The organism is Acinetobacter sp. GW821-FHT01C12 (assembly GCF_059422625.1).
In genome coordinates, this window is the sequence record NZ_JBWKXD010000002.1 from 751,196 (window position 1) to 776,328 (window position 25,133).

A 25,133-nucleotide genomic window follows, 5' to 3' on the forward strand; every position below is an offset into this window, starting at 1 on the left:
GAAGCGGGTCATTCGAGACCCGCTTGCTTCAAGATGCTTTTTACAGTGCCTTTTGGTAAATCCTTTTTAGGATGAGGTACTGTAACCAGTCCCTCTTTGGTAGGATGTTTGAAGTGATGATGACTACCTCTAACCCTTACCTCATACCAACCATCTGCTTCAATGATCTTGATCAATTCCAGACTTTTCATTTTAACTCCATCTGTCTTGATGAGTTAATTATAACCCTAGAGTTATTAAATAGCAATAACCCTAGAGTTATTTTCCATTTTTTTTTATAAAAAAAGCCCTTCTTTTTGATGAGCTTAAATTAAAATCACTTAGGTCTGTACAATACACCCAAAATCTGTGCTTAAGTTATTAATTGCCACGCCTGAAAGAATGGTTGAAACTACAAATTTAAGATTATTTGACATAGACATCTCCTTTAATTTAGTTAAAGCACAATTTTTAAGACTAGAAAAAAACTGATAACTTATTGATAAAAAGGCAATACCTGACCAAAACACAAGTGGTAGAGTCGAACTACCAGTACAGACAACAGACCTAAGTAATCTGTTTATGAATTATATCACTAAATTTTAAAACCAAATTAAAAAAGCTCGTTATTTTTAACGAGCTTTAAAATATTTAGTGGATTACCATAACTTCGCCCACTATAGCTGAAATATGCCATATTGCGTTTAAACGGTCAATACCCTAATTGGAGTACAAAACAAGAACTTCAAAAGGATAATCTGTTTGTTTTTTTTCATTTGCAAATTCAGACGCAATATTCACAATCTTTTCAATTTTTACATTGATATTATGACGATCAGAGTATTCTAACCATTTGTTAATTTGTTCTGATAATCCTTCAGAGTTATAAGCACTAAATGTTCTTGTACGTTGAGTCATATTTACACCATTTTCAAAAAGTTATATTTACCAAGTAGATAAAATCTAGCACATCCAATTAAAATATTCACCTGCCCTTTAGACTGTTTTGTGATCTCAGCCACTGCACTAAGACTACGATTTTCAACCTTATGCTTAACTAAACACATCACTGCGTACTTTGCTTGATAATCAATTGAATTGGAGTTGAACACGCTTCTCAGCAATGCCTGTACCTGCTCTGCCTCAAAGTCACTAATCTCACAACGGATATAACACTTCGAGTTACGTGGCGTTTTATCTGCTTCACGAATCAACCAATAAATCTGATTAACATGTAGACCATCAGGCAATTCACCGCCTTTCAAACGAGCGGTTTCACACCAAGCACCAAATTGCTCAAGCCATCCATCAATTGTGTATTTAGACCAATCCATCACTCTCACCGCTACGTTCATTCCAAGCCCCTTAAACTTTACTCAAATCTAAAATTGTCATAGTTCCCCAATGCACCGCACCTGTATCAATGTAATAGCAGTTATCACGCTTGAGAGGCTTTGGAGTGACTGTATGCCCCATGATGACCGCATCTACACCTGAAACATTGGTATATTGTTCACTGTCTGTATTTGCACGGGCACGTCCCCATATTGCCAATTCTACTGGTCCTCGAAATGGTGAAATTTCATATTCAAATGAGCTTTTAAATTCATTCCAGTCATTTTGTTCTATGTGTCCATGAACAAAACCGTATTTACGCCCCTTGTAATTGATCTCTAGCACAACAGGCAATTTAGAAAAGGCTTTTGCAATGTTGTACATCGCTTGCCCATCTAGCTGATAAAACCACTCTCCACCATTTGAGATATGACGGCGCTTATATGATTCTTCTTGAATCCCACCGATACATAAATCCTCATGATTACCAAGAACAGACGTAAACCAATGCTTTGACAGCAACTCGACACACTCAATGTTTTGAATGCCTCGATCCACCAAATCACCTACTGCAACCAACAAATCATTTTCAAAATCAAAACCAATTTCATTTAAACGATTCATCAGCAAGTTGTAGCATCCGTGAATATCACCGACTGCATAGAGCTTGCCTTTGATCTCTTTGTCCCAAACTTTGACTAAGCTCATACTTCCACCACTTTAATTTTTACCAATCCACCCTTAACCACATTTCCACGTTTTACTAGCAACTCGTCAAACTGTTCATCATCTTCACATAAACCACACTTCACTAAACTATCTAAAACCGCTTTTAAGTGATTGTCGATATCTCTAGTACGTCGATCTGGAAAATGAAAAGTAATCTCTGCTTTGAGCCTAGCTGTGCTTTTGAGAGGCTTAACAAACAAACTCACAATCTTCTGAAAATTTTTAGCTCGCTGACTTAGGTAACGTCTTTTCCCTGCTGCCACCCAGTAATGGTTCACACTAGGTGGAATCATGGCAATTTCACAATTGAGTAAACTCATAAATCCACCACCATTGTGCTTGGACTAACGTGATTGCGAATGTCTGTAACATGATCAGTGACATCATCTAAACCATGACCAGCTTTGGTTTCAGCATGACGAAGCTGTGACTTGTCGTACCAATCCCAATGTGTTGTACCAAGAACATCAAATTTATCAATGTCACTTCGATAATCTATGATCTTCCCAACAAAAAACCCGTCAAGAATTGGAGCAATAACGAGATCACCTTTCTTAGATTCCTTTGCATCGTTGTCTTTAGTTGTCATAGTGCCACCTTAAATAATTCTTTTGTTTTATTGGTTGCCCGAAAGTCATATACCGAAAGCTTTTCAATGTAGCCACTTTCAACTAAATCTTTTAGACAGTTTCGAATTGTCATTCTTGATGTATCGAGTACAGCTTCAAAAATATCTGTGACATTGAATGTTTTTGTATGAGCTGCAAACAATAAAATATCAAAGCGATTCTCAAAGATTTCTTGCGCTGTATTTCTCACACCCCACCCCCTTGTCCCATTCGTTGATCACCCCAGTTACACTCAACCAAAGTCAGACCATCGTGTTGAAAGCGTGACCACAACCGATCACCCAAATCTTTTTTAAGTTCTTCAAGCGTGAAATTTGAAATCAACATGGTTGCCTTGCCCTCGTCATAACGTGAGTACAAAACCTTGTGAACCAGTTGCAATCTGTTCTCATGACGGTCATGCAAACCGTATTCATCAAGAATCAGTAAGTCATATTCAGTAAAGCGGTAAATCGCATTAGCTTCACTGTCATCCGTTCTTTTCCAAGCATTAGCAATCTCATTAGCCATGTCCTCAGAAGTGATGTAGCGAGCTGATTTGCGCTTATCCAACACGTTTAAAGCCACGGCACTAGCAAGATGTGTTTTGCCTGTACCAGTACGACCAACCATGATTAGATTACGAATCACACCACCCAAGAAATCTTTAGCAAACGACATGCATTGAGCTTTTGCATTGCGTTGACCTTCGTTTGAAACCTGATAATTACCAAACCCACTTTGAGCATGGCGTAGTGGTAATTGCGCGCCAGCAAAGTGTTTTTCACGAACCATGGTATTTACTGCGTGATGATGATCTTTTTGACCACGATCAAGTGATTCAAGTGAACACTGTTTGCAAAACGATTTACCACGGTAAGAAACCATTTGAACTTGATGTTTCGTACAAAACTCAGTTGAACTCGTAATCTCTAAATCTAGTGAAGTCATCGCGTTCATAGCATCCCCTCACAATCCAGATCATCCGTTGCAGGTTTGTACTGCTGAACATCACCCCAAGCATCGTTTACGTTTCGAGTTGGCGCTTTGCTCGTTTGTTTTTCAGTACGATCAATCTTGACCAAGTGCTTTTCAAACTCTTGAATCAACCATGCAGCAAATTTTCTTGTACGTTGGTTTTCAGTCAGATCAATTTTGTTTTCCCAATGCGCATTGAAATTACCCAAGTGAAAATTGAAATCAGCAAGGGATAAAATTTCTTCACAACGTTGGCTAAATTTTGTTTGCGATAAAATGGTTTTTAGAAAATTAATATTCGGTTTCCAAGAATTTTCAGACACGCTCTTGTGTGTGTGTATTTCTTTAATATTTTCTTTTAAATATATTTCTTTTACAGAGTGACATTTGATGTCACTAGTACCAGTGACATTTGATGTACCCACACCAGTATCATTTAATGTAACTACATTTAATGCACCAGTATCATTTGATGTTACTAGTTCAGGCTTAATTCGGTCCTCAAATGTGACCGTGTAAATTGTCGCTTTACCCAAATTTTTAGTGATACGAACTAACTGAAATTTTGCTAAATCAGCCATACTTTTACGTACAGTTCTTTTGTCTTTGAAGCCCGTCAATTTCATAACTAAAGCTTCGCCAATAGATTTATTATCTCCGTGAAAGCCCTTAATGTGACGATTTAAAAGGACAAGGCATTTGATTGCCTCACCACTTAAAGCACTTAAATAACCCTCATCACAGATAAAATTAGGCATTGGAGTATAGCCCTCTTCTTTCTTCGACATAGCTTGTCGCTCTTTTTTTGGAAATTGAACCAGCTCTCCTTGTGGGATCGGTGGTTCATGTGCTAAATTTGTTTTCATATTCATTGGTTCCTAATTGATGAATTGAGACCGTTTCTATTGCCGTAGAAACGGTTTTTATTTACTTAATACTTTTAATCCCGTTACATCCCTGTCACTTGAAGCGGTATCCCCGTAGTTCCCCGTTAATCCCAAGCGCGTCATTTTCTTAGCTGTTACATTCACGACATGCCATTTAGCCATGATCATCATTTCTAAGAAGATCGCAGCTTGAGCGGCTATTTCGTTTTCATCTAAATCAGCTAATACAGAGAGACGCCCATGCATGTCATGATCAATTCGAACATGTATCGATTTTTTTTCGAGACTCATTTTTTTTCCTATGCTGATAAGGCTTGAAGATCAGCTTTTAATTTGCCTTTAGTTAAAACTTGGATCCTTGCCTGAGTGTCTACTGGAATGCCTCTATGTCGCCATTTGCTAATAGTTCCTCTCGTGACCCCAAGAATTGTTTTTGTGAGCTGGATATCGTTCTCAACTCTAAAATGCATTTTTAAATCATCAACTGTCATGGTTTACCTTTATAAACTTTTAGTTTCCATTAGTAAACCATAAGTTTATTTCTAAATCAATATGAATGTTTACTATAGGAAACATTAAAGAGGATGTTTTTATGAGCACTATCAGTGATCGAATAATTCAAAGAATGACTGAGCTAAAAATTCGACAAGTTGATTTAGTTGAAGCTACAGGTGCAACTAAAGGCGCAGTCTCAAAATGGGTGGCTGGGACTAATATCCCTAAAGCTGAATTTTTATCACCTTTAGCAAATGTGCTTAAGACTTCTCAAAATTGGTTATTAACTGGCGAAAATGATCAAAGAAAAAATAACTTCAATATGCAGGAGTTTATGGATAAACACGGATTGACTCGAAAAGAGGAATCTTCTTTTGATGTCAATGAGATTTATGAGCCTACTGTTGTTGACTATGAAATTGAAAATGGATTTATTTGGATAGATGTAGTGGAAGCGAACTTTTCATGTGGTACAGGTGAGTCTATAGAGTTTCATTTTGATGTCATTAATGGAAAGTTCCCCTTTCCTCCATCATTTTTTCAAAAAAAATATGTTGACCCTAAATGCATGAGAATCATAAAAGCTAAGGGTGACAGCATGTCTGACTTTATTCATGACGGCGACTTAGTAGGAATTGATATTTCTCAAACCGAAATAATAGATGGTGAAATTTATGCTGTTTATTTTGAAGGCGAAGGCATGATTAAGCAGATATTTAAGGAAGAAGGTGGAAAGTTAAGTCTTCACAGCCTTAACCCAAAATATCGTGATCGTGAAGTTAGCGAAATCAACGGGTTGAACTTTAAAGTAATGGGGCGTCAATTTTGGCGAGCAGGTTAAATCAGTAGATACAAATATGAAATTTAAAAAGACTAGCCTTTTACTTGTTTTCATTTCTATTTCTAATTATGTTTACGCTGAAAATTTTATTGTAATTCCAAACAGTAAAGAAAAACTTAGAGGGTATGAAGTTTCTGTAAGTGATGTAATTGAGGGGCAACCTGATGCAACTATCTTATTTACTTATAAAACTAATTTTAACTTCGACCCCTCTATCTACACACTCAATAAGGTTTTAATTAACTGTAGAGAAAAAACTTTTAAATATATGGGTGGTGACGTAATTCCTAAAAGTTCACATAGCTTAAGTTTACAAAGTCATTTTGAACCTTGGAAGGAATTTCGCAAAATAGAACCTCAAAGCGACTTCTTGTTAATTTACAGCGAAGCATGCCCAAATTTCTTAAAATAACCAAATTAGGAATTTATCAGCTTGATAATTCGCCCACCCCGTGTGGGTTTTCTTTTGCCTAAAATAATTAAAAGTTTCCAAAAATAAAAACAAGTTTCTTTAAATAAACTTTTTATTGACAATAAAGTTTCCTTTGGTAAACTAAATGCATCAGATAACAAAAAAGCACACCGACCGTCAAATCAAATGTGCTTTTACTCAGAGAGTGAGAACATTATGCAAAAGATACAAACTAAAAGTCAAACAGGACGGCTATATCAGCACCCAACTCCTGAAAATACAATCAAAAATAAGAAATCAGGCTTACTTATCCCTGCCCTTATCGTTATCGCAATGTGTCTTGCAGGTGTAGTGAATTGTGCAGGCTATCAAAATGCAGTCGCAAAAATGGGGGTTAAACAATGAATATGCCCCTACTCACATTGCCAGTAGTCATCAAGCCACCTTTCAGACTTGACGAAATCAGTTTAGATCAAGGTCAAGCAGACTTCTTTACTGAGAATGATGAGTTTTGTTTGGAAGTGAAATTTAATGCTCGTTACTTCAAAGATGGGGATGGCTTTCAAACTTGGAAAGATGCAGATATTGAAGAACTTTGCAATATCAAGGCATACAACGAAGATGGCTTACTCGATCATTTTTATATTAATCCACAAAATTGGGATGTTCTAAAAGAAGCTATCGAGCAAGAAGTTCAGGAGAGATTGTTATGAAACTCTATGAAATTGAGGTTTCGCGCTTAAAAGCAAAAATTAAGAAAGCCATCAAGCAATTAAAAATAACCTGCACTTCGTATGGCTTTGAAACTTTAGATTTATCTGAATCAGTTTGGATTCACAAGATAGAAAACAATGAATTGGTTTTTAGTAAATCAGTTCTATTAGATGCCAGTAAGCATCAAGACAGTTTACAAATTTATGTTTTAAACCAACAGCTTGAGAAAATTAATGAAATTAAAACTTTTGTTAAGTCAAGTGCTTATGAATTAGTGGCTTAGGAGAAAGAGATGAATTCTCAAGTTCAAAATAGAACGCACTGGAAGCAATTAATTAATCCTAAATATTTAGGTGTTTATTGCCTCCCAAATGGGCAGGATCTGACTATCACGATCCGTTCAGTAGGTCGTGAAATTGTTATTGGTGACGGCGGTAAAAAAGAAGAATGTACTGTCGCACAACTCGTAAATTCAAAACCTATGATTCTTAACCGAACCAACTGTAAAACCATTGAACGAATGTATGGTCCATATTTAGAGGATTGGGCTGGAAAATCAATCACAGTGTTTGAATCATCTGTAAAAGTTGCTGGTGAAATCGTTGCTTGCTTACGAGTCAGAAAAGAAGTACCCCACGTTCAGAAAGTATTGCATCCAATTACCCCGCAGCAGTTTGACAAAGCGCTTAAAGCAGTTGAGACAGGACATTACTCCATTGATCAAATCGTTGCTGGATATGCTTTAACTCAAGACCAGCTTAGCCAATTGAATGGAGTGAAGAAGAATGAAACTAATTAGAGCTTCATCGATGGGGAAGATTATGCCCTACCCTGAAAAAGATACTTTAAGCAGTGGCGCATATACATATCTTGAGTGCTTAGCGTCTCAAGTCGCTTTGGATTGGGATGAGGATTTGAGTTTTAACATGGTCGAAAAAGGTCGCATTGTTGAGCAAGATTCTATCGATCTTTACAACAGTTATAACTTCACAAGTTATGTGAAAAATACTGAACGTAAAAACTCAGAACTAATCACCGGCGAATGCGACATTGATGATGTGGAAAACAGCCTAATCATTGATATCAAATCTTCTTGGTCTAAAGCAACTCACCCCTACCAATTGAAGCTAGGCGGTAAAACAGCGTATGAATGGCAGCTTTTGGCTTATATGCACCTGTGGGATAGAAACCAAGCTGAACTAGCACATTGCTTAGTTGATACACCATACGAATTGATTGGCTATGAAGATGAAAATCTGCATGAAGTAAATCATATCGACAAAGCATTACGTGTGACTACGCTTCGTTTTGAGCGTGATGCAATCAAAGAAAAACAAATGTTGGCCAAAGCAAAAACAGCACAATATGTTTTGGCTGAATTACTTGATAAGAAAGGAATTGCAGCATGAGTAAACCAATTTCAAATGATGACATTGATTACATATCAGATTTAGCTGAACAGTTAGCTCCACGTGTAATCAGTGGGAATGGCTTTACAGTTGAATTAGATGCAGATCAAACCACTTTGTTCTATCACATTCTTACGGATTTTATTGTGAATAATGAAATGAGTGATGATTTGCCAAAAGATATTAGAGATAGCTTAGGGGAAGTTGCGTGAAAAATCACATAGGTATTCGATCTAAACTCAAAGAGCTCAATGTAGAAATGATGTCTACTGTAATGCGTCGCGATCAATATCAAAAAGAAGGCAATGAGTTTGCATTTGATTTAATGCTTGGAAAGCTGGGAGAAATTTTGGCTCAAATTAAAATATTGAAATGGGTTTTAGAAGAAAAGGAGCAAGGTCTATGAAATGGTACTCTATGACGCAAGTAGCGAGTGAATTAGGTGTGTGTCTAAATACTTTCAAAAAATACTATTTAGAGAAGTACCCACCTGATCAGGAATTTGGAGTTCAAAAGAAATATACGGCTTCTACTTTGCTAAGGATGAAAAAAGAAATATTGAAGGAAGGCGCTTAATTAGCGCCTTTCATCCAACGATCAACTTGTTCTGAATACCACTTCATCAACTCTACCCTTTCATCCCAATATTCAGCTCTGTTGTAAATACCGCGAATACGATCTTTGGGAACGTGCGCAATTTGGTATTCAATTACATCAGGTCTGAATAGTTTTGAGTTATTTGTGTGGGTAGAGAATAAAGATCGAAAACCATGTGTAACCATCTGCCCTGCATAACCATTTCGCTTAATGATTGCTAAAATACTTTCAGATCGGACATGCTCACCAGGATTGCGAGTGTGCTTAAAAATATATCCATTATCTGTCTTATGATCATATAGTTCTTTAAATAGCGTGTAAGTTTGATCAGTCAAAGGTACAACATGATCTCTACGCATTTTCATTCGAGATGCTGGAATCACCCATTGTCTATTTTCTAAATCTATTTCGCCACTATCCCAACGCGATTGAAGTAACTCAGAAATACGAACGGCTGTGTAACATGCGAGTTTAAGTGCGTGTAACAGTTCTGGTGTAACATTGCTATGTGTTACACGGTTCCAAAACTCAGGCATCTGCTCTGCATCAAGACTTGGCATATTACGAACGGTTTGCTGTGGGATAACGTCAGAAATCAAAGTACATGGATTTTTTTGCGTATAGTCTGAAGCAATAGCAAAGTTAAAGATTTCATTTAGTAATCGAAGTGAACGTTTTGCGGTTTCTAGTGTTCCCTTATTCACGATTTCTTTTACTTTCTTAACGATTATTTTTCTATCAACTTCATCAATCGGCTGGTTTTTAAAATCTTCAGTAATATAGTTTAGTCTATAAATAACTGTATCTATGTATTTTTTACTAGACCAACGTGGCGTCATCAGTTTAAGCCATTCTTCAATCACAGCATTTACGGATGGTGAATTTAGCATTTTGCCTTGCGCTTCAGCTTTACACTGACGAGCTAACTGGCGGGCATCTTTGCACCCTAGCTCAGGGTATTCACCTAAATTCTTTCTAGTCTGTTTTCCATTTACCCGGTATGAAATGATCCATTTCTTTTTACCAGTAGGAAATACATCAACTGACAAACCCTCACCATCTGCAAGTGAATATCTTTTTTCTTTTGGTTTTAAAGCTTTTACTTGTGAGTCTGAAAGCATAGTTCACCTGTTACACGCGTGTCACACCTGTGTAACATCATATAATGATAGTGCGTGATTTTCAAATTGTGCTTGTAGATGTCCATGATAGAAATTCAGGCATTAAAAAAGCCCTGAAACTGTTAAATTTCAAGACTTTATTAAGTTTTATGATACATCGTATAACTAAGTGACAGATCATGATTTACAAATTTGGTGGAGATGGCGGGAGTTGAACCCGCGTCCGCCAACACTACACTCGAGAATACTACATGCTTAGATATCGTCAATTATTTTAACATTAAGTGACCCGACGAACAGGGTACAAAACGCGATCCTCTAAGTTTAGTATAAAGCCCCGAGGCTTGACTTTATACGGACTTGTGTGCGTGCGCTACAGTCGGGTCCACTGACCACAAGTATTCAGTGAAGCGGACAAGCTGCCCTTAGGCAGCTAGAGCGTAAGATTCGTCGTTTGCGACTAAAATATGCAAATTTGATTTACGAGAGAAAATGCGCTCTCGGCATGCATCTATGAGCTTCATCATCGGCGTCGAAGCCAATAACATCCCCAGATAACACGGCCATCATAACATAATTGTTGCAAATTAAGCAGATAATTCACTACATTTATATCAAATGATGCGCCTAGTTCTATAATTGCGCTACTATCACTATTTTTCAAGGGACAAATATAAAAAAGATGAGCTATTTACTCTCACTTGATCAAGGAACGACCTCTAGCAGAGCAATTATCTTCGATGAGCATGGAAAGGTATATGCCTCTGCTCAACGGGAAACCCAAATTAAAACCCCACATTCGGGCTGGGTTGAGCAAGATGCCATGGAGATTTGGACCACACAAATCACCGTCGTACAGCAAGCAATCGCATCGGCAAGACTATTGGCCAAAGACATTAAAGCACTTGGTTTAACCAACCAACGTGAAACTACGGTAGTTTGGGATAAGCGAACAGGTAAACCACTTGCCCCTGCCATCGTTTGGCAAGACCGACGCGCTACAGACTGGTGCAATCAGTTAGTTCAAAACAATTTATCTGAAAAAATTCACAAAAAAACAGGATTAAGAATAGATCCTTATTTTAGTGCTGGAAAACTGGTTTGGTTATTGGAAAATGTGCAAGGCTTAAGAGCACTGGCTGAACAAAACCATGTCGCATTTGGTACAGTCGACAGTTGGTTAATTTGGAATTTAACTCAAGGCTCAGAGCATGTCATCGAAGCAAGTAATGCTTCACGCACTATGCTGATGGATTTAAAAACACAGCAATGGGATGCTGAATTAATTGAATTATTTAATATCCCAGCGAGTGTTCTGCCTAAAATTATCCAATCTGATTGTTATATTGCCAATACCGCCACAGGGCTTCTTGGTGCGGAAATTCCCATTTGTGGCGTATTAGGTGATCAACAGTCTGCTCTCTTTGGACAATCATGCTTTGAAGCTGGAACAGCCAAAAATACCTATGGAACAGGCTGTTTTATGCTGTTCAATACAGGAACAGATATTCAATATAGCAAAAATAAATTACTCACCACCTTAGCATGGAAATGCCAAGACCAATCTCATTATGCCTTAGAAGGCAGTGTATTTATGGCTGGTGCGATTGTGCAATGGTTAAGAGATGGTTTAGGAATTATCAAAAATAGTGCTGAAGTTGAAAAGCTAGCTTGCCAAGTTGACACTACAGATGGTGTCGTTTTGGTTCCAGCCTTTACAGGTCTGGGAGCACCACATTGGGACAGTGAAGCGCGCGCTTTACTTTGTGGAATGTCACGTGGAACCAATAAATCACATATTGCCAGAGCAGCCTTAGAATCCATTGCCTTCCAAGTTTCTGATGTATTAACTGCGATGCAATCGGATATTGCACAACCCTTAAAACAATTACGTGTAGATGGTGGCGCAAGCCAAAATGATATGCTGATGCAATTTCAGGCAGATATTTTAAATGTACCTGTGCTACGCCCTAAACTTTTGGAATCTACCGCTTGGGGTGCTGCTGCATTGGCAGGATTAAAGGCAGGTGTTTTTAATAATCTCAGTGAAATTTCTGAATCTTGGCAATTAGATCGTGCTTTTGAGCCTAAGATGAGCGCAGACCAAAGACAATATCATTTAAGCTTATGGAATGGTGCCTTGCAGCGCGCGAAGTCCAATTAACAATATCCAATTAGCAATTCTACGTAGAAAAGCTTGGCTAGAATTAAAGATAAAATTCAAAGTAAAATTTTAGCCAAGCTTTCTCAGTTTAAAGTCTTTCAACAAACAGTATCCCATTTAAATGGTCGATTTCATGTTGCACAATGCGTGCAGGAAAACCATGAAATTGCTGAATAATCTTTTCGCCAGTCAGCGTGAAAAATTGTACAGTAACTGCTTCAGCACGAGCCACTTGCCCTCTTTCATTGGGCACACTTAAACATCCTTCCTCACCCAAGATGGTCTGTTCAGACTGCTCTAAGATTTCAGGATTAATCATTGTGATTGCATCCATTTCAGGAGCATCTGGATAGCGAGGGTTCGCTCTTGAAGCAACAATAATCACCCGTTTAGAAACATACACTTGTGGTGCGGCGATCCCAACACCATTACGCTCTAACATGGTGGCCTGTAGGGCCTTGGATAATTCATTTAACCAAGTACTTGAAAACTCAGCTTCAGCCACAGGCGCTGCGATTAATTTTAAAACGTCTTCACCACGTTGGGCGACAGGTAACACGGCACTCATTATCTTGTACCTTGATCAAATGTAAATTAGATAAAGATGAGTGTAGCATTTGAAATGCGCTTTCCAATTCAATTATTGTGCAAAAGTATGTAGGTTATGTACAAATGAATTTCTATTTACCTAAGCCAAATGACCGCTTGTCTTTTAAACCATTTTTAATCATGATCGTGTAAATAACTACCGTCTAGTCTATCGTTGAAAATAATGAATACAGCATCCCTATTCTTAGGCTTGATCTTTAGCTCAATTGGCTTAGGCTATTTTATCTATGGAAAAAGACAGCGAATGAACATGCCTTTTATCTGTGGCATCACTTTGATGATTTTTCCTTATTTTATTGAAAATACAATGATTATGTCTGTATGCGGTATTATTCTGAGTGTTATCCCGTGGTTAATTCGCATATAAATGATCAATATTTAAATCTATTAGAATCTAACTTATCGCAATACTTTTAAAGCAGAAATGATTTTTAAATCACTTGATCACCTATAAAAATAAGTATGATGTGTAAAAATAAATATTGATTTTTTAAGTAAAAAATAGTCAATTAAAATGATTACATTCACATTCAATTTCTCTTTTAAGGCATTGCATCATCATGGACGAAAAATTGGGCCTCAATAAGGAAGCAAAAAGAACCCTTGCATTGTCTTCTCTGGGCGGTGCGCTCGAATTTTATGATTTCGTCATTTATGTATTTTACGCAAAAATCATTGCTGAACTATTTTTCCCCAGCTCTTTAAGTCCTTTTTGGGCAATGCTGAATACTTACGGAATTTTTGCCGCAGGATATTTCTTCCGTCCGTTAGGTGGCGTGATCATGGCACATTTTGGTGATCTCGTAGGACGTAAACGCCTGTTTAGTTTATCCATATTACTGATGGCACTCCCTACTTTGTTCATTGGTCTAATGCCAACTTATGCAGACATTGGTTTAGCTGCTCCATTGCTACTGTTATTGATGCGCGTGGTTCAAGGCATTGCGATTGGTGGAGAAATTCCCGCAGCATGGACATTTGTTTCAGAGCATGTACCAACAAAGAAAATTGGTTTTGCCAATGGTTTGCTTACCGCAGGTTTGTCACTGGGGATCTTACTGGGCGCTTTGATGTCGCTGTTTATTTCACTTAAGTTTAGCGAAGCTGAAATCCATGCTTGGGCTTGGCGTCTCCCATTTATAGTCGGTGGAGTTTTTGGATTAATTGCCTTATATCTAAGAAGTTATCTTAAAGAAACCCCAGTATTTAAAGCGATGCAGGCGCGTAAAGAACTCTCAAAAGATCTACCCATCAAGCAAGTTTTGGCATCCCATAAATCTGCCGTTGTCATCGGGATGCTATTTACTTGGTTTTTGACCGGTTGTGTTGTGGTGATTATCCTATCTACCCCCAATTTACTGACCACCACATTTAACTTTCAACGTGCGGATGCATTTCAAATGCAAAGCATGGCAATTCTGATGCAAATGCTGGGTTGTATATTGGCAGGTTTTCTCGCTGATCGTTTTGGTGCTGGGCGCGTAATTTGTTTGGGATCGCTCAGTGTGGCAATCACTGCAGGTCTTTTTTATTACAGTTTAGGTCATGCCGCTCATTCAACGATCTTCGGACTGTACATGTTACTTGGTCTATTTTCTGGCACAGTCGGTGTAGTTTCCTATAGCTTGGTCAAGATGTTTCCTGCCCCAATTCGTTTTTCAGGAATTTCATTCTCATACAATGTTGCATACGCAATTGCAGGTGGCTTAACGCTGCCATTGGTACAATGGTTGAGTTTATATCGCGATATTGGTGCTGTGTACTATATTGTTGTGCTTTGTCTAATTACCCTTATCACAAGTGTAGTTTATCGCAAAAAATTTGAAACGGTTTAACCGCGTTGTTTGTATCCGAATGAATGGGTAAGTTCTACTTCAAAGAAATGACAAACCTGATTACGCCCATTGTTTTTTGCCAGATATAAGGCCTGATCAGCCTGACGAATCAATTCTTCTTTTGTTGATAAAAAAGGATTCGTTGATACTGCGACCCCAAAACTAGCCGTCACTTTGAGCGTCTGTTGATGATCTAATCGTATTTCTTCTTTTTCAATTGCTTGACGGCATCTCTCAGCAAGTCTCAGTGCATTTTCTAATGCACCATTGCTCATGAGAATAATAAATTCTTCACCCCCAAATCGTCCAACAACATCCTGTTCACGAATATTCTCAGTCAAAATTTTTGCAACCTGTTTTAAAACTGCATCCCCAGTATCATGCCCATACTGGTCATTAACACTCTTAAAATAATCTAAATCTAATAATACAACTGCAAAAGAGCTTTGCTGCTGTTTTAATAAGTCAATATTCTCACCAATCCTACGACGATTATAAATGCCTGTAAGTGGATCAAGTACACTAATTCGCTGAATCATTTGCTCTCTTTTGCGCCATTGAATTAAAAGAACCTCGAATAAAACTAGACTTGCAAGAAAGATCGGAATATAAAAATACAACATGCAAAACACCCAAAATGTATTTTTATATAACGACATGGATTGTAAGTGTTCACTAAAAATTGGCGCATAGGCTATTTTATTCGTCAGGCTTAATCCAAGGCTGATCAACATAAAACAAGTGATTGGAATGACGATTAGATACACCACTTTTCGTTCGAATAATACCAGCGCCACTGTGACTAAGCTGACATAACCTGCACTTGATGCTGGGCTAAAAATCCCAATGCAATGTGCGCCAAAAACAAAGATAAGACCAAAATATGCGATGGTTATATACGGTATTATGATTTCAAAAATAGAAGTTTTACTTAAAGTACGAATAATAAAAATAAGCGCAAAAAAACCCAGTGCGGCAAAAGACAATAATCTCATATAGATTGGATAAAAATCTTGATTAATCCAAGCTTGTAGCTCAATCTGAGCGTTGCTAAAAAACCACCATACAATCCACGATAAAACAGCAACACCCCCTAAGAAGAGCACAAGGCTACACTTCTTAAGATTACTCCAATTCATGATCATGACATCATGCATGAAGTGTTCCGTTGAGGACTGTACTGCCATTCTATTTTTTTGTTCCATATAATAACTAATCCATAAAATTGTAAATTTCTATCCGTTGTTTTATTTATCTGTACTCATCATTTAAATATAACACTCTAGTAATTTTATGTAAGTGTATTTCAAAAATATAGATTTTTATACTAAATAAACCTGAAGCTTAGGATATTAATCCTTTATATTATTTGCAAATATTTTCTGAAGAATAATCGTTTTATCACGCTTATTTTATCAATTTTAACTTTAATTTTTTTCTAATACTTCAACAAACAAAGGGATTTAATTTACATTCTTTGACCGAATTCAATAATTTTTTTACTGGCGATATCCGTCAAGCTTTAGCCTATTTGATGTATACACTGAGCTGGGTACAAAAATTTTTAAAATAAGATTTATCATCTTTATATTTTTTATTGTTAATTTACTCTAATTTATTTTTAATTTATATTTTAACATTCTAAAAGTTAATTTTCTCGAATCAAAACTTGAAATATCCAATCAAACTGCGTTAGCTCCCTGTTTTAATTATGATAGTGTTTTAAACATAAAGCATTAGCATTATTGTCGTTTAAATTCAGTACAAAACAATTTGCAATAATCTCTCCAGAATTATTTAGACTTAGTTAAATCTAAATTTAAGTAAAATTATTATTTTCAAAGACTTAACCAAAAAAACTTGGCTTTATATTTTTTTATAAATGCTGATACTTTTACTGTTAAACTTTAAACGAATAAAAGTTGATTGAATCTCTATATTGAACACCAGCTCTCTATATTTGATCTGAATACAAAATTCTTCTGCACCATCATCCAAACCAGAAGTGCTCCACCTTGTGCTCTGTGGGAAGTGATCTAACCATGGGGCTTTGTAAAAATCAGAGACTGAATCAAAGTCGAGATATTGCTCAGGTTGAGCCATGATTTTTTCAACAAGTTCTTCAAACTTTTGTCTTTGTATTTGAACAAAATTAATAATCATGGCAGCCCCTTAAATGATGTTAAATTCCTTTATACATGCTCGCCGATTGTTTCTTTTTAACCTGTTCCCATTGCCACCATCCAAATGCAGCCAGTCCAACAAATGCAGCATATAAAGCTGCTGTTAGGAATAATTCTTTATACATAAACATCCCTACATAGACGATATCAACAAAGACCCAAAGCACCCAAGTCGCAATATGTTTACGACTAGTCCAATAAGTTGCCAATAAACTAAATGCAGCCAGTTGGGAATCTAACATAGGCAATGCAGCATCGGTAAAATAGTGCAGCGATAACCCAAATACTCCCCCTCCAACAGCAGCGATGATCATCTGAAGAATCACTGTTTGCAAGGCAATTGGCTCTATTCGAATCTCATGATCTTGCTGCTTACCTTTTAGCCAGTGATAAAAACCATAAAAATTCACCACCATAAAGAACACTTGTAAGATTGTTTCACCATACAATTTAAATTCAAAGAATAAATAGGCATATAAAACAAAGGCAAAGAAGTTAAATACCCAACACCACATATTTCGCTTAATCGTCAATGTGACACCAATAATACTGATAATAACCGCGAATATTTCTAATGGTGACATGGTAAAAAGCTAATCAAGACAGGAAAGGCTATTATGAAAAAATACGGCATGATTGCAAGCAAAACCAGAACTAAAATTGAGAACGGAATCTTTAATATAATTTTTTGAATTAAAATTCACAAAAAATACTGTTGTTTTGTTTTTTGCATAATCGTTACGACAACAATATAAATTTCTTAAGAAGTAAATAATTAGCTTTAAATCAAAGTTTATGGCGTATTGATTTTTTAAATCGTATTTCTGCGTCTCAATCAGAATGCTCAAACATGATGTGATATAGCAAATTGAGTTCAATAGCATAGACTAATCAGCACTTTTGAAAGCTGCAATTTAAGCTTTAAACGATAGCAAAATTAACTAAAATAGCTGATAAAAACTTTCTGGTTTACATTAAAAAGCAGAGAAAAGATTAATCGAGAAAACGTAGCGCAAAATTTATTTATTTTAAATAATATGTTTAAAAACATTGGTTAACATTTTATTTTTAGTTGATGTTGTTCACATTTTAATCATGTTTACGAGATTTAACACTTGTTTACGTGAATACCAATGAATTTACAGAGGGGAACCTCTACTATCAACCTTAAGTTATGAACAATCCCCAAAGTTCATAACATTTCTCCTTAACCGAACTGTGAAAGCAGATTCGTTGTTCTACGCAGTGATCACCCCAATCATTGCGTATTTTTTTGTCTTCAGTTCCCTCTGTAAACTCAATCAGTTATAAGGAATAGTTGGCTAAAATGCAAGCATTACTTTTCAAGCAATTTTCAAAATATAAAAGAATATATTAAATTATAAGATATTGATTTTAATTAATATCATAAAATATTTTGTTGCAATACTACGACAAAACCGATAAACTTAATTTATTAATTGAATTAACTGATGATCATTTAATTATTCAGTTCAAATTAAAAATTTTATTTATAAAAACGCGCAACAATAATTTTGAGTAGAACAATATGTGGGAATTATTTACACACTCATCCAACTTACTGTTTAGTGTCAGTCTGTGCCTGATGTTTTTATTGGGTATTGTGGAGTGTTTACTCCTTATTGTTGGTTCAACCTCACAAGGTTTTTTAGACCAATTTATTCCAGATCAACTGTTAGAAACCCATCATGCGGATCTAGACATCCATACAGATCACAACCTTTTAGTGCAACTGTTAGATTGGCTCTATCTTGGTCGTGTCCCCGTCTTGGTTTGGTTGATCATTTTTCTGACTGTTTATGCACTATTTGGTTTTATTGTGCAAAGTATATTTTTCAATTTCACTGGAAATTATTTTTCTATTTGGCTGATTGCACCAGCCAGCCTTTTTTTATCTATGCCAATTGTCCGAGTGTGTGCAGCACTCGTTGCAAAAATTTTACCGAAAGATGAAACCACTGCGATTCACAGTGATGAACTGATTGGGCGTACTGCTCAGATTATTTTAGGTGAAGCAAAACAAAACTACCCTGCACAAGCCAAAGTCATCGATCAATTTGGACAGACACATTATATTTTGGTTGAACCAGAATTAGATGAAATCTTTCAACAAGGTCAAAGTGTGATTTTGACACAAAGAACAAAACTAGGCTTTCAAGCAACGCTACTTTAATTTTTCAATAACAAACCTGGGTATAATAAAATGTTGAATTCAAACTTATATCAAATCCTTGTTTTAGCAGGCATTATATTGGTGGCACTGATTGTCATCGGGGTTATTATCGCCCGCCTGTATAAACGCTCAAGTAAAGAAGTTTCTTTTGTCCGTACTGGTTTTGGCGGTGAAAAAGTCATTTTAAATGGCGGTGCAATTGTATTGCCAGTTTTACATGAAGTGATTCCCGTCAATATGAATACCCTTCGTCTTGAAGTCAAACGTGCCACAGATCAAGCGTTAATTACTCGTGATCGTATGCGTGTGGATGTGATGGCTGAATTTTATGTACGGGTTAAACCAACTGCTGAATCTATTGCAACAGCTGCCCAAACCTTGGGTAAAAAAACCATGTCTCCACAAGAACTCAAAGATTTGGTGGAAGGTAAATTTGTAGACTCACTACGTGCTGTTGCTGCTGAAATGGCAATGGAAGAGTTACATGAAAAACGCGTTGATTTTGTTCAAAAAGTCCAACAAGTGGTTTCTGAAGATCTGTTTAAAAATGGCTTAGAATTAGAAACGGTTTCACTGACAGGTTTAGATCAAACCAGTTTTGAATATTTTAACCCTCAAAATGCTTTCGATGCAGAAGGTTTAACCAAACTGACTGAAACCATTGAAGACCGCCGTAAAAAACGCAATGACATTGAACAGGACAATGACTTAGCCATTAAAGCAAAAAACTTAGAAACAGAACAAGCGCGCTTGCAAATTCTACGTGAAGAAGAATATGCAAAACTTCAACAAGAACGTGAAATCGCCATTCGTAAAGCTGAGCAATCGGCAGAAATTGCAACACAAGAAGCCGCAAAAAAACGCGAAGCAGAAGAAGCTCAAATTGCTGCTGAACGTGAAGTCGAATTAAAACGTATTGCATCTGCACGTGATGTTGAAAATGAAAATATTCAAAAAGCGCAGTTGATCCAAAAAGCCCAAGTCGAACAGAAGAAAACCATTGAATTGGCCGAACAAGATCGTGCAATTGCAATTGCTGAAAAATCACGTGCTGAATCTGAAGCCAAAGCGTTGGCTGACCAAGCACGTGCACAAGCGGTAAAAGCGGAAGAAGAAGTGACAACTGTTCGTGAAACTCAGCGTGCAGAGCGTTTAAAAGCCGTTGAATTGGTGGCTGCAAAGCAAGTTGCTGAAACAGATGCAATTGCGATTACCGTAGCAGCAGAAGCCGCTAAACAAGCAGCTGCAGATGATGCTGAAGCAGTGCGTATTGCAGCACAAGCGGATGCTGAAAAAATACGTTTAAAAGCCAAAGGTGAAGCAGATGCAAAAATGTTACTTGCTGCGGCACAAGAAAAGCAATATCAAGTTGATGCTGAAGGTACGCGTGCAGTCAATGAAGCCAATAACGTGCTATCAACAGAACAAGTTGAGATGCAAATTCGTTTAGCCTTATTGAAATACTTACCTGAAATCATTCGTGAAAGTGTTAAACCAATGGAAAATATTGATGATATCAAGATTCTTCAAGTCAATGGTTTAGGCGGTATGGCAGGTTCAAATACAACAGGTGAATCTGGTGAACAAAATCAAATCGCTTTGTCTGATCAAGTGGTCAATAGTGCGCTGCGCTATCGTTCTCAAGCTCCACTGATTGATAGCTTAATGAATGAGTTAGGCATTAAAGGCGGAGATATTAATGGTTTAACGCAATCCTTAAAACCAAGTAATGATTAATACAAATCATCTCCTATTCGCTTAATTACCCCAGCCTCTGCCATCAGGGGCTTTTTATTGGATGGATTTTTATTCATGATCTAATACAGCTGATTGTTTTTAATGGTATAGATGTTAACGATACAGATATGCTTATCTCAATAAGTCATGATGGAAACTCACGATTTCTTTTAAAATCAGCTGATTCAACCAAGATCGACTATCTCAATGCTATGCTCTAACCCTATTCAGTTTTGTTTAATTTAAAAATGACTTGGTTTATTTTTATTCTCGGTGCCATGATTGCAGGCTTTGTCCAAGGTTTAACTGGTTTTGCCTTTGCCTTGATTGCGATGTCTTTTTGGATTTGGGTATTACCGCCACAACTGGCAGCACCATTGGTGGTGTTTGCTTCTCTATGGAGCCATATCATTGCATTGGGAAAAGAACAAAAACATCAACTCCCATTTTCCCTAGTGCTTCCCTATATCATTGCAGGATTAATCGGTGTACCTCTCGGTACCTATCTTTTACACCTCATTGATGGAAATACCTTTAAGACCATCCTTGGATTATTTTTAGTGATTTGGTGTCCGACCATGTTTTTTGCCCCTGTGTTTCCTCGTATTCAAGCATTGGGAAAACTTGCAGATGGAAGCATTGGTTTTATTGGCGGTATTTTAGGTGGTCTTGGTGGTTTTTGTGGCGCAGCACCATCAGCTTGGGTGATGCTTAAAAATCTGCCTAAACAACAACAGCGTTATATTTTAAGACATTTTAATTTTGCGATTCAGTTGTTTACGATTATTATTTATCTATGCCAAGGAACCATCCACAAGGTCCATCTGCCCTATTTTGCACTGATCATTCTTACAGTGAGCATCCCTGCACTGATTGGTGCGCAAATGTTCTATAAAATATCAGAAAAACAATTTAAACAATTAGTTCTGAGTTTATTATTTGCCTCAGGTTGTTTCTTATTGCTGACATCGTTGCTTTAGCGAAATAGTGAGAAAATTAAATAAATTTAACTGACTATTTATTCAGCATTTGGTTGCTAAAATGAAAACAATATCCGAGCGGCTCTATTTTTAATACCCGATTCATCCTACAATTCTGCCACTCATTTTTCTTAAATATCTGTGATGAAAAACTCATTTTTGTTAAGTGCCAGTATTCTCTTAACAGGATGTGTACTTGGCACATCTAGTGAAATTAAAACTGCGGAAAAACTGCTCAGCCAATTTCAATGTAATAATATTGAAACAGCAGAATTGGCCCATAGTTCAATTAATACTTATCATGAACGCTCACTTGCAGTGAGTAAAGAAAAAGCCACTGAGTACGTTGATCGCTATAAATCTGGAGATGAATTATTTAAAATTCCTCTCAATGAAGTGGTTCAACAACAATACGATATTTATAAAACAGCCTGTGAATCCCTTGGCGGTGTGCAACGCTAAAAAATAAGCCGATTATTGTTGAATACTGCAAAACGTTTATGATCTTAAAAATATCGTGTTTTAAATGATTGTGTTTTAAAATCATAAACGTAAATCATGATGAGCAGCGTTCATTTTTAAATTGCCTAGACCCTCATTCTTTGCTGCTGAATTTTTAAATACAGCCCCTAGTGAAATATAGCGATCCCTTCTGCAAAGTCGGTCTCATGATCAAAATAGCCTTAGAAGCAGTAAAAATAGGCTGTAGCAAACCTCATATAGGCAAAGTGATATGATGGCTGCATCATCACAATAGCCGTGCCGTAATTTAGTTTTTAGTCTTGTATGAATGGTCTTTGATACCAAAAATTTTGATCCCCATTAGATAAAAAATAGAGGTTAAAATTAGACCAACAACCCACGAAACATCTGCACCATCAAGCCCCTTGGCAATAGGACCTGTATACAAGTCTGTCGCAATAAAAGGCACTTGAACAATGACACCAAAAATATATGCAGAAACGGCCATGAGGTTAAATTTTCCATAAATTCCTCCATCTTGATGAAAAAACGAATCGACATCATATTCCCCATGACGAACCCAGTAATAATCAACCAAATTCACAGCCGTCCAAGGGATAAGTACGTAGATGAGCAAGAAAATAAAATTAATAAATATGGGCAGAAAATTACTGGATGCTTTGATTCCAATCCACAGCGCAATAGCAATTAACAAAAATGAAATCACAATTCGCCCCTTAGCCAATGGCATAAATGATGGAATAAATGTCTGGATAAAAGAAATTAAAGTCAGTACACCACAATATAAATTCATTGAATTAATAGCAGAGATGGAAATGACCAAAATCAAAATAAACACACTCCCCATCTTAGGCACATAAGCGATCATCCCAGCGATAACATCTCCACTTGGTGTCACCAATCCTATTGTTACCCCCAAACACATCGGAATGATGGTACCCAATCCACATCCCCAATATGTCGCCCAAAACGCTGCCTTAGCTCCTGTTTCTTTTGGTAAATGACGAGTAGCATCAGAGACATAGGGTGCATATGCGATCTGCCACAGTGCAGCAATCGAAAGTGTCGCGAGAAAACCTGTAGCTGAAAAAGAATTACGCGCGAAAAAGTCTGCTGGTAAACCTTGAATAAAAAACACCCACACATATGCTGCCAAAAAAGCCAAACCAGAGATCACAAAGGTTATTTTTGTAAATAGATGAATTAATCGATAGCCAACGATTGTACCGATCACTGCAACGACACAAGTGAATAATATGCCGGATGACTGACTGAATGAGGGAATAAGCAAATTCATGGCTTGTCCAGCCAGCGTCGCATTTGAAGCGAGAAAGCCGACATACATGATGACCACGATTCCAAGGATTGGAAGTGCACCATATGCGCCAAACTGCCCTTTGGTTTGAATCATTTGAGGGACACCAAGATGCGGTCCTTGAGCGGCATGGAGTGCGGCAAAGATGCCACCAATAAGCGTCCCTAGAATAATACTTAAAATAGCAGAGACAAAAGATTGATGAAAAATGGTGACTGAAACTGATCCTGTCACAAACGTCAGTAGCATCAAATTTCCACCAAACCAAAGTGTGAATAGATCCCGAGCCTTACCGTATCGCGCATTTAATGGGATTTGCTGAATGGTATGTTGTTCAATCGAGTGAACATATTTGTCTTCCATGAGTATCTCCTAATAGAGAAATCGTTAAAAAATTACGATCAATCAAATTGTTTTTTTTAAGATGCAAAACCCCCTACGCTTAAATTGCGCAATTGAAAATGCTGAGGATTATGGGTGCAGGCGTTCTGCTATGTGGTCATTGGCTCAAGCACAATGGCATCAAACAATGCTTCGATCTGTTGATGAATTTCCCCTTCAAAAATGACCACTATTCTCGATCTGTGGTCATCATCAGGCCACGCATTTAGGTAAGATTCGGGAAATAGATAATGTTGAACACCGTGTAATATCACCGGTCGTAACGACTCCTCCACCTGAATCAATCCTTTGATTCGGAGCAAGTTCACGCCATAAAGTCGTGCCAGCTTCTGAAGAAAATGGGTCACACGCGCCCAAGACAAAGCTTGGTTGGCATATAAACACAGTGTAAAAATATTATGATGCGGTGCGTTATTGAAAGTGTTTTGAGAATTTGTCTGATGTGTAAACCACTGCGTACCAAGTAAATTACGTGTTACTGGATACTTTTCACGATCAAAAATAACCAAAGCAACAGCCGCCACATCCGCACCATCAATAATTTCAGCACTCGCATTCAGAGTGCGGATGCGCTTGGTAAATGTTGTAAAGGCATGCGACAAATCTGTTTTAGTTAAAATGATTTTATCTGCAACAGCAATTTGACGTAGTCTCTCCGTCCGCTGATGCGGGACATTTAAGGACAATAATGTATCAACCGTAGCAATCACAGTTTGCACACTAAATAAAGTCGCGACACTTTCATCTGCCAATAAAAGCTTAAGCAAGGGAATCGGGTCAGCCATACCTGTTGTTTCAACAATAACACGGTCAAAAACAGGAATTTCTCCTGCCTCAGCACGACAATAAAGAAGTTTAAGCGTTTCTGAAAGTTCTGTTTTCATGCTACAACAGACACAACCACTTTTTAGCAAGACAATGTCATCGTCAAGTCGACCTATCAATAAATGATCTAAGCCAACCTCACCTATTTCATTAATAATCACTGCCGTGTGCGCCATGCGATCATCGGCCAACAAACGATGCAGTAATGTTGTTTTACCACTCCCCAGAAAACCTGTCAGTAAGGTCACAGGAATACGTTTTATTCCGCTCATATATGTCTTCCCTTACGCACATAAACGAT

General features: G+C 37.2%; 34 protein-coding genes, 1 other RNA gene and 1 pseudogene. 17 read left to right on the forward strand and 19 right to left on the reverse strand.

Annotated features, from left to right (window positions below):
- Window positions 1-8 precede the first annotated feature (8 nt).
- The 11 genes and pseudogenes from AC07WY_RS09025 to AC07WY_RS09075 form a co-directional block, all read right to left on the reverse strand.
- Complete coding sequence (locus AC07WY_RS09025) at window positions 9-191, reverse strand: type II toxin-antitoxin system HicA family toxin (protein ID WP_004831652.1); 183 nt, start codon at window positions 189-191, stop codon at window positions 9-11.
- A 508-nt stretch (window positions 192-699) separates the two neighbouring features.
- Entirely contained in the window at window positions 700-897 is a 198-nt protein-coding gene (locus AC07WY_RS09030; RefSeq protein ID WP_494736208.1) for a hypothetical protein, read from the reverse strand.
- Window positions 898-899: 2 nt separating this feature from the next.
- Complete coding sequence (locus tag AC07WY_RS09035) at window positions 900-1,334, reverse strand: hypothetical protein (protein ID WP_494736209.1); 435 nt, start codon at window positions 1,332-1,334, stop codon at window positions 900-902.
- A 10-nt stretch (window positions 1,335-1,344) separates the two neighbouring features.
- Window positions 1,345-2,022: a metallophosphoesterase gene (locus AC07WY_RS09040; RefSeq protein ID WP_494736210.1), complete on the reverse strand. Its 678-nt coding sequence runs from the start codon at window positions 2,020-2,022 to the stop codon at window positions 1,345-1,347.
- Window positions 2,019-2,357 (reverse strand): annotated as a pseudogene (locus tag AC07WY_RS09045) (RusA family crossover junction endodeoxyribonuclease); the annotation flags it as partial. The pseudogene AC07WY_RS09045 and the gene AC07WY_RS09040, both read right to left, overlap by 4 nt.
- 2 nt (window positions 2,358-2,359) lie before the next feature.
- On the reverse strand, window positions 2,360-2,632 hold the full coding sequence (locus AC07WY_RS09050; protein WP_494736211.1) for a hypothetical protein: 273 nt from the start codon (window positions 2,630-2,632) through the stop codon (window positions 2,360-2,362).
- Entirely contained in the window at window positions 2,629-2,862 is a 234-nt protein-coding gene (locus tag AC07WY_RS09055) for a hypothetical protein (protein WP_488632622.1), read from the reverse strand. Before AC07WY_RS09055 ends, AC07WY_RS09050 begins: the two co-directional genes overlap by 4 nt.
- Complete coding sequence (locus AC07WY_RS09060; RefSeq protein WP_494736212.1) at window positions 2,859-3,611, reverse strand: ATP-binding protein; 753 nt, start codon at window positions 3,609-3,611, stop codon at window positions 2,859-2,861. Before AC07WY_RS09060 ends, AC07WY_RS09055 begins: the two co-directional genes overlap by 4 nt.
- Window positions 3,608-4,495 carry a replication protein gene (locus AC07WY_RS09065; RefSeq protein WP_494736213.1) on the reverse strand — a complete coding sequence of 296 codons (888 nt, stop codon included), beginning with the start codon at window positions 4,493-4,495 and terminating at the stop codon, window positions 3,608-3,610. Before AC07WY_RS09065 ends, AC07WY_RS09060 begins: the two co-directional genes overlap by 4 nt.
- Before the next feature lie 57 nt (window positions 4,496-4,552).
- A complete protein-coding gene (locus AC07WY_RS09070) occupies window positions 4,553-4,807 on the reverse strand; it encodes a hypothetical protein (RefSeq protein ID WP_488632625.1) in 255 nt (84 codons plus the stop codon).
- Window positions 4,808-4,815: 8 nt separating this feature from the next.
- On the reverse strand, window positions 4,816-5,007 hold the full coding sequence (locus tag AC07WY_RS09075) for a Cro/CI family transcriptional regulator (RefSeq protein ID WP_488632626.1): 192 nt from the start codon (window positions 5,005-5,007) through the stop codon (window positions 4,816-4,818).
- Between the two features lie 101 nt (window positions 5,008-5,108).
- On the opposite strand from AC07WY_RS09075, the gene AC07WY_RS09080 reads away from it, so the two are divergent.
- The 10 genes from AC07WY_RS09080 to AC07WY_RS09125 all read left to right on the forward strand — a co-directional run bounded on the left by AC07WY_RS09080 (window position 5,109) and on the right by AC07WY_RS09125 (window position 8,963).
- On the forward strand, window positions 5,109-5,852 hold the full coding sequence (locus AC07WY_RS09080) for a S24 family peptidase (RefSeq protein ID WP_494736214.1): 744 nt from the start codon (window positions 5,109-5,111) through the stop codon (window positions 5,850-5,852).
- Between the two features lie 16 nt (window positions 5,853-5,868).
- Window positions 5,869-6,264 carry a hypothetical protein gene (locus AC07WY_RS09085; RefSeq protein ID WP_494736215.1) on the forward strand — a complete coding sequence of 132 codons (396 nt, stop codon included), beginning with the start codon at window positions 5,869-5,871 and terminating at the stop codon, window positions 6,262-6,264.
- 216 nt (window positions 6,265-6,480) lie between these two features.
- Complete coding sequence (locus AC07WY_RS09090; protein WP_303577969.1) at window positions 6,481-6,669, forward strand: hypothetical protein; 189 nt, start codon at window positions 6,481-6,483, stop codon at window positions 6,667-6,669.
- The gene (locus AC07WY_RS09095; protein WP_490774463.1) at window positions 6,666-6,977 is read left to right on the forward strand and encodes a hypothetical protein; all 312 of its coding nucleotides are present in this window, start codon (window positions 6,666-6,668) and stop codon (window positions 6,975-6,977) included. Before AC07WY_RS09090 ends, AC07WY_RS09095 begins: the two co-directional genes overlap by 4 nt.
- Window positions 6,974-7,261, forward strand: a complete 288-nt coding sequence (locus AC07WY_RS09100; RefSeq protein ID WP_327857668.1) for a hypothetical protein — start codon at window positions 6,974-6,976, stop codon at window positions 7,259-7,261. Before AC07WY_RS09095 ends, AC07WY_RS09100 begins: the two co-directional genes overlap by 4 nt.
- A 9-nt stretch (window positions 7,262-7,270) precedes the next feature.
- Window positions 7,271-7,777, forward strand: coding sequence for a hypothetical protein (locus AC07WY_RS09105; RefSeq protein WP_494736216.1), 507 nt, complete (start codon window positions 7,271-7,273; stop codon window positions 7,775-7,777).
- Entirely contained in the window at window positions 7,764-8,387 is a 624-nt protein-coding gene (locus AC07WY_RS09110) for a hypothetical protein (protein ID WP_494736217.1), read from the forward strand. Before AC07WY_RS09105 ends, AC07WY_RS09110 begins: the two co-directional genes overlap by 14 nt.
- A complete protein-coding gene (locus AC07WY_RS09115) occupies window positions 8,384-8,599 on the forward strand; it encodes a hypothetical protein (protein WP_494736218.1) in 216 nt (71 codons plus the stop codon). The genes AC07WY_RS09110 and AC07WY_RS09115 overlap by 4 nt, the downstream gene beginning before the upstream one ends.
- Window positions 8,596-8,793 (forward strand): hypothetical protein, encoded by a 198-nt coding sequence (locus AC07WY_RS09120; RefSeq protein WP_327857671.1) that lies wholly within the window; start codon window positions 8,596-8,598, stop codon window positions 8,791-8,793. Before AC07WY_RS09115 ends, AC07WY_RS09120 begins: the two co-directional genes overlap by 4 nt.
- On the forward strand, window positions 8,790-8,963 hold the full coding sequence (locus tag AC07WY_RS09125) for a hypothetical protein (RefSeq protein WP_171252532.1): 174 nt from the start codon (window positions 8,790-8,792) through the stop codon (window positions 8,961-8,963). Before AC07WY_RS09120 ends, AC07WY_RS09125 begins: the two co-directional genes overlap by 4 nt.
- On the opposite strand, the gene AC07WY_RS09130 is transcribed toward AC07WY_RS09125, so the two are convergent.
- Together AC07WY_RS09130 and ssrA are read right to left on the reverse strand one after the other, a co-directional pair.
- On the reverse strand, window positions 8,960-10,105 hold the full coding sequence (locus tag AC07WY_RS09130; RefSeq protein WP_494736219.1) for a tyrosine-type recombinase/integrase: 1,146 nt from the start codon (window positions 10,103-10,105) through the stop codon (window positions 8,960-8,962). The two genes, AC07WY_RS09125 and AC07WY_RS09130, sit on opposite strands and share 4 nt — an antisense overlap.
- A 193-nt stretch (window positions 10,106-10,298) precedes the next feature.
- Window positions 10,299-10,657: a transfer-messenger RNA gene (gene ssrA, locus AC07WY_RS09135) on the reverse strand.
- A gap of 130 nt (window positions 10,658-10,787) precedes the next feature.
- On the opposite strand from ssrA, the gene glpK reads away from it, so the two are divergent.
- Window positions 10,788-12,269 (forward strand): glycerol kinase GlpK, encoded by a 1,482-nt coding sequence (gene glpK / locus AC07WY_RS09140; protein ID WP_034614061.1) that lies wholly within the window; start codon window positions 10,788-10,790, stop codon window positions 12,267-12,269.
- An 88-nt stretch (window positions 12,270-12,357) separates the two neighbouring features.
- On the opposite strand, the gene def is transcribed toward glpK, so the two are convergent.
- Window positions 12,358-12,837, reverse strand: a complete 480-nt coding sequence (gene def, locus AC07WY_RS09145; RefSeq protein WP_004817516.1) for a peptide deformylase — start codon at window positions 12,835-12,837, stop codon at window positions 12,358-12,360.
- Between the two features lie 204 nt (window positions 12,838-13,041).
- Here def and AC07WY_RS09150 point away from each other — a divergent pair, with 204 nt between their 5' ends.
- Both AC07WY_RS09150 and AC07WY_RS09155 read left to right on the forward strand, forming a co-directional pair.
- Window positions 13,042-13,245, forward strand: coding sequence for an amino acid transport protein (locus tag AC07WY_RS09150; RefSeq protein ID WP_262086792.1), 204 nt, complete (start codon window positions 13,042-13,044; stop codon window positions 13,243-13,245).
- A gap of 193 nt (window positions 13,246-13,438) precedes the next feature.
- Window positions 13,439-14,713 (forward strand): MFS transporter, encoded by a 1,275-nt coding sequence (locus AC07WY_RS09155; protein ID WP_494736220.1) that lies wholly within the window; start codon window positions 13,439-13,441, stop codon window positions 14,711-14,713.
- Here AC07WY_RS09155 and AC07WY_RS09160 read toward each other — a convergent pair.
- The 3 genes from AC07WY_RS09160 to pnuC form a co-directional block, all read right to left on the reverse strand.
- Window positions 14,710-15,870, reverse strand: coding sequence for a GGDEF domain-containing protein (locus tag AC07WY_RS09160; protein ID WP_262087523.1), 1,161 nt, complete (start codon window positions 15,868-15,870; stop codon window positions 14,710-14,712). The genes AC07WY_RS09155 and AC07WY_RS09160 overlap by 4 nt on opposite strands.
- 709 nt (window positions 15,871-16,579) lie before the next feature.
- Window positions 16,580-16,876: a hypothetical protein gene (locus AC07WY_RS09165; RefSeq protein ID WP_494736221.1), complete on the reverse strand. Its 297-nt coding sequence runs from the start codon at window positions 16,874-16,876 to the stop codon at window positions 16,580-16,582.
- A gap of 19 nt (window positions 16,877-16,895) precedes the next feature.
- Window positions 16,896-17,480: a nicotinamide riboside transporter PnuC gene (gene pnuC / locus AC07WY_RS09170; protein WP_494736222.1), complete on the reverse strand. Its 585-nt coding sequence runs from the start codon at window positions 17,478-17,480 to the stop codon at window positions 16,896-16,898.
- Window positions 17,481-18,445: 965 nt separating this feature from the next.
- On the opposite strand from pnuC, the gene AC07WY_RS09175 reads away from it, so the two are divergent.
- The 4 genes from AC07WY_RS09175 to AC07WY_RS09190 all read left to right on the forward strand — a co-directional run bounded on the left by AC07WY_RS09175 (window position 18,446) and on the right by AC07WY_RS09190 (window position 22,269).
- The gene (locus AC07WY_RS09175) at window positions 18,446-19,090 is read left to right on the forward strand and encodes a YqiJ family protein (RefSeq protein ID WP_494736223.1); all 645 of its coding nucleotides are present in this window, start codon (window positions 18,446-18,448) and stop codon (window positions 19,088-19,090) included.
- 30 nt (window positions 19,091-19,120) lie between these two features.
- The gene (locus AC07WY_RS09180; RefSeq protein ID WP_105714682.1) at window positions 19,121-20,827 is read left to right on the forward strand and encodes a flotillin family protein; all 1,707 of its coding nucleotides are present in this window, start codon (window positions 19,121-19,123) and stop codon (window positions 20,825-20,827) included.
- Window positions 20,828-21,075: 248 nt separating this feature from the next.
- The gene (locus AC07WY_RS09185; protein WP_004817531.1) at window positions 21,076-21,807 is read left to right on the forward strand and encodes a sulfite exporter TauE/SafE family protein; all 732 of its coding nucleotides are present in this window, start codon (window positions 21,076-21,078) and stop codon (window positions 21,805-21,807) included.
- A 144-nt stretch (window positions 21,808-21,951) separates the two neighbouring features.
- Entirely contained in the window at window positions 21,952-22,269 is a 318-nt protein-coding gene (locus AC07WY_RS09190) for a hypothetical protein (protein WP_419336245.1), read from the forward strand.
- A gap of 307 nt (window positions 22,270-22,576) precedes the next feature.
- Here the strand turns inward: AC07WY_RS09190 and AC07WY_RS09195 are convergent, their stop codons facing one another.
- Together AC07WY_RS09195 and AC07WY_RS09200 are read right to left on the reverse strand one after the other, a co-directional pair.
- Window positions 22,577-23,968: a purine-cytosine permease family protein gene (locus AC07WY_RS09195; protein WP_262086798.1), complete on the reverse strand. Its 1,392-nt coding sequence runs from the start codon at window positions 23,966-23,968 to the stop codon at window positions 22,577-22,579.
- Between the two features lie 128 nt (window positions 23,969-24,096).
- Window positions 24,097-25,104: a CobW family GTP-binding protein gene (locus tag AC07WY_RS09200; RefSeq protein WP_494736224.1), complete on the reverse strand. Its 1,008-nt coding sequence runs from the start codon at window positions 25,102-25,104 to the stop codon at window positions 24,097-24,099.
- Between the last annotated feature and the right edge of the window lie 29 nt (window positions 25,105-25,133).

Excerpts from the sequence above, each read along its gene's own strand:
- AC07WY_RS09025 (WP_004831652.1), bottom strand. The coding sequence starts at position 191 with ATGAAAAGTCTGGAATTGATCAAGATCATTGAAGCAGATGGTTGGTAT.
- AC07WY_RS09030 (WP_494736208.1), bottom strand. The coding sequence starts at position 897 with ATGACTCAACGTACAAGAACATTTAGTGCTTATAACTCTGAAGGATTA.
- AC07WY_RS09035 (WP_494736209.1), bottom strand. The coding sequence starts at position 1,334 with ATGAACGTAGCGGTGAGAGTGATGGATTGGTCTAAATACACAATTGAT.
- AC07WY_RS09040 (WP_494736210.1), bottom strand. The coding sequence starts at position 2,022 with ATGAGCTTAGTCAAAGTTTGGGACAAAGAGATCAAAGGCAAGCTCTAT.
- AC07WY_RS09050 (WP_494736211.1), bottom strand. The coding sequence starts at position 2,632 with ATGACAACTAAAGACAACGATGCAAAGGAATCTAAGAAAGGTGATCTC.
- AC07WY_RS09060 (WP_494736212.1), bottom strand. The coding sequence starts at position 3,611 with ATGAACGCGATGACTTCACTAGATTTAGAGATTACGAGTTCAACTGAG.
- AC07WY_RS09065 (WP_494736213.1), bottom strand. The coding sequence starts at position 4,495 with ATGAAAACAAATTTAGCACATGAACCACCGATCCCACAAGGAGAGCTG.
- AC07WY_RS09070 (WP_488632625.1), bottom strand. The coding sequence starts at position 4,807 with ATGAGTCTCGAAAAAAAATCGATACATGTTCGAATTGATCATGACATG.
- AC07WY_RS09075 (WP_488632626.1), bottom strand. The coding sequence starts at position 5,007 with ATGACAGTTGATGATTTAAAAATGCATTTTAGAGTTGAGAACGATATC.
- AC07WY_RS09080 (WP_494736214.1), top strand. The coding sequence starts at position 5,109 with ATGAGCACTATCAGTGATCGAATAATTCAAAGAATGACTGAGCTAAAA.
- AC07WY_RS09085 (WP_494736215.1), top strand. The coding sequence starts at position 5,869 with ATGAAATTTAAAAAGACTAGCCTTTTACTTGTTTTCATTTCTATTTCT.
- AC07WY_RS09090 (WP_303577969.1), top strand. The coding sequence starts at position 6,481 with ATGCAAAAGATACAAACTAAAAGTCAAACAGGACGGCTATATCAGCAC.
- AC07WY_RS09095 (WP_490774463.1), top strand. The coding sequence starts at position 6,666 with ATGAATATGCCCCTACTCACATTGCCAGTAGTCATCAAGCCACCTTTC.
- AC07WY_RS09100 (WP_327857668.1), top strand. The coding sequence starts at position 6,974 with ATGAAACTCTATGAAATTGAGGTTTCGCGCTTAAAAGCAAAAATTAAG.
- AC07WY_RS09105 (WP_494736216.1), top strand. The coding sequence starts at position 7,271 with ATGAATTCTCAAGTTCAAAATAGAACGCACTGGAAGCAATTAATTAAT.
- AC07WY_RS09110 (WP_494736217.1), top strand. The coding sequence starts at position 7,764 with ATGAAACTAATTAGAGCTTCATCGATGGGGAAGATTATGCCCTACCCT.
- AC07WY_RS09115 (WP_494736218.1), top strand. The coding sequence starts at position 8,384 with ATGAGTAAACCAATTTCAAATGATGACATTGATTACATATCAGATTTA.
- AC07WY_RS09125 (WP_171252532.1), top strand. The coding sequence starts at position 8,790 with ATGAAATGGTACTCTATGACGCAAGTAGCGAGTGAATTAGGTGTGTGT.
- AC07WY_RS09130 (WP_494736219.1), bottom strand. The coding sequence starts at position 10,105 with ATGCTTTCAGACTCACAAGTAAAAGCTTTAAAACCAAAAGAAAAAAGA.
- glpK (WP_034614061.1), top strand. The coding sequence starts at position 10,788 with ATGAGCTATTTACTCTCACTTGATCAAGGAACGACCTCTAGCAGAGCA.
- def (WP_004817516.1), bottom strand. The coding sequence starts at position 12,837 with ATGAGTGCCGTGTTACCTGTCGCCCAACGTGGTGAAGACGTTTTAAAA.
- AC07WY_RS09150 (WP_262086792.1), top strand. The coding sequence starts at position 13,042 with ATGAATACAGCATCCCTATTCTTAGGCTTGATCTTTAGCTCAATTGGC.
- AC07WY_RS09155 (WP_494736220.1), top strand. The coding sequence starts at position 13,439 with ATGGACGAAAAATTGGGCCTCAATAAGGAAGCAAAAAGAACCCTTGCA.
- AC07WY_RS09160 (WP_262087523.1), bottom strand. The coding sequence starts at position 15,870 with ATGCATGATGTCATGATCATGAATTGGAGTAATCTTAAGAAGTGTAGC.
- AC07WY_RS09165 (WP_494736221.1), bottom strand. The coding sequence starts at position 16,876 with ATGATTATTAATTTTGTTCAAATACAAAGACAAAAGTTTGAAGAACTT.
- pnuC (WP_494736222.1), bottom strand. The coding sequence starts at position 17,480 with ATGTCACCATTAGAAATATTCGCGGTTATTATCAGTATTATTGGTGTC.
- AC07WY_RS09175 (WP_494736223.1), top strand. The coding sequence starts at position 18,446 with ATGTGGGAATTATTTACACACTCATCCAACTTACTGTTTAGTGTCAGT.
- AC07WY_RS09180 (WP_105714682.1), top strand. The coding sequence starts at position 19,121 with ATGTTGAATTCAAACTTATATCAAATCCTTGTTTTAGCAGGCATTATA.
- AC07WY_RS09185 (WP_004817531.1), top strand. The coding sequence starts at position 21,076 with ATGACTTGGTTTATTTTTATTCTCGGTGCCATGATTGCAGGCTTTGTC.
- AC07WY_RS09190 (WP_419336245.1), top strand. The coding sequence starts at position 21,952 with ATGAAAAACTCATTTTTGTTAAGTGCCAGTATTCTCTTAACAGGATGT.
- AC07WY_RS09195 (WP_262086798.1), bottom strand. The coding sequence starts at position 23,968 with ATGGAAGACAAATATGTTCACTCGATTGAACAACATACCATTCAGCAA.
- AC07WY_RS09200 (WP_494736224.1), bottom strand. The coding sequence starts at position 25,104 with ATGAGCGGAATAAAACGTATTCCTGTGACCTTACTGACAGGTTTTCTG.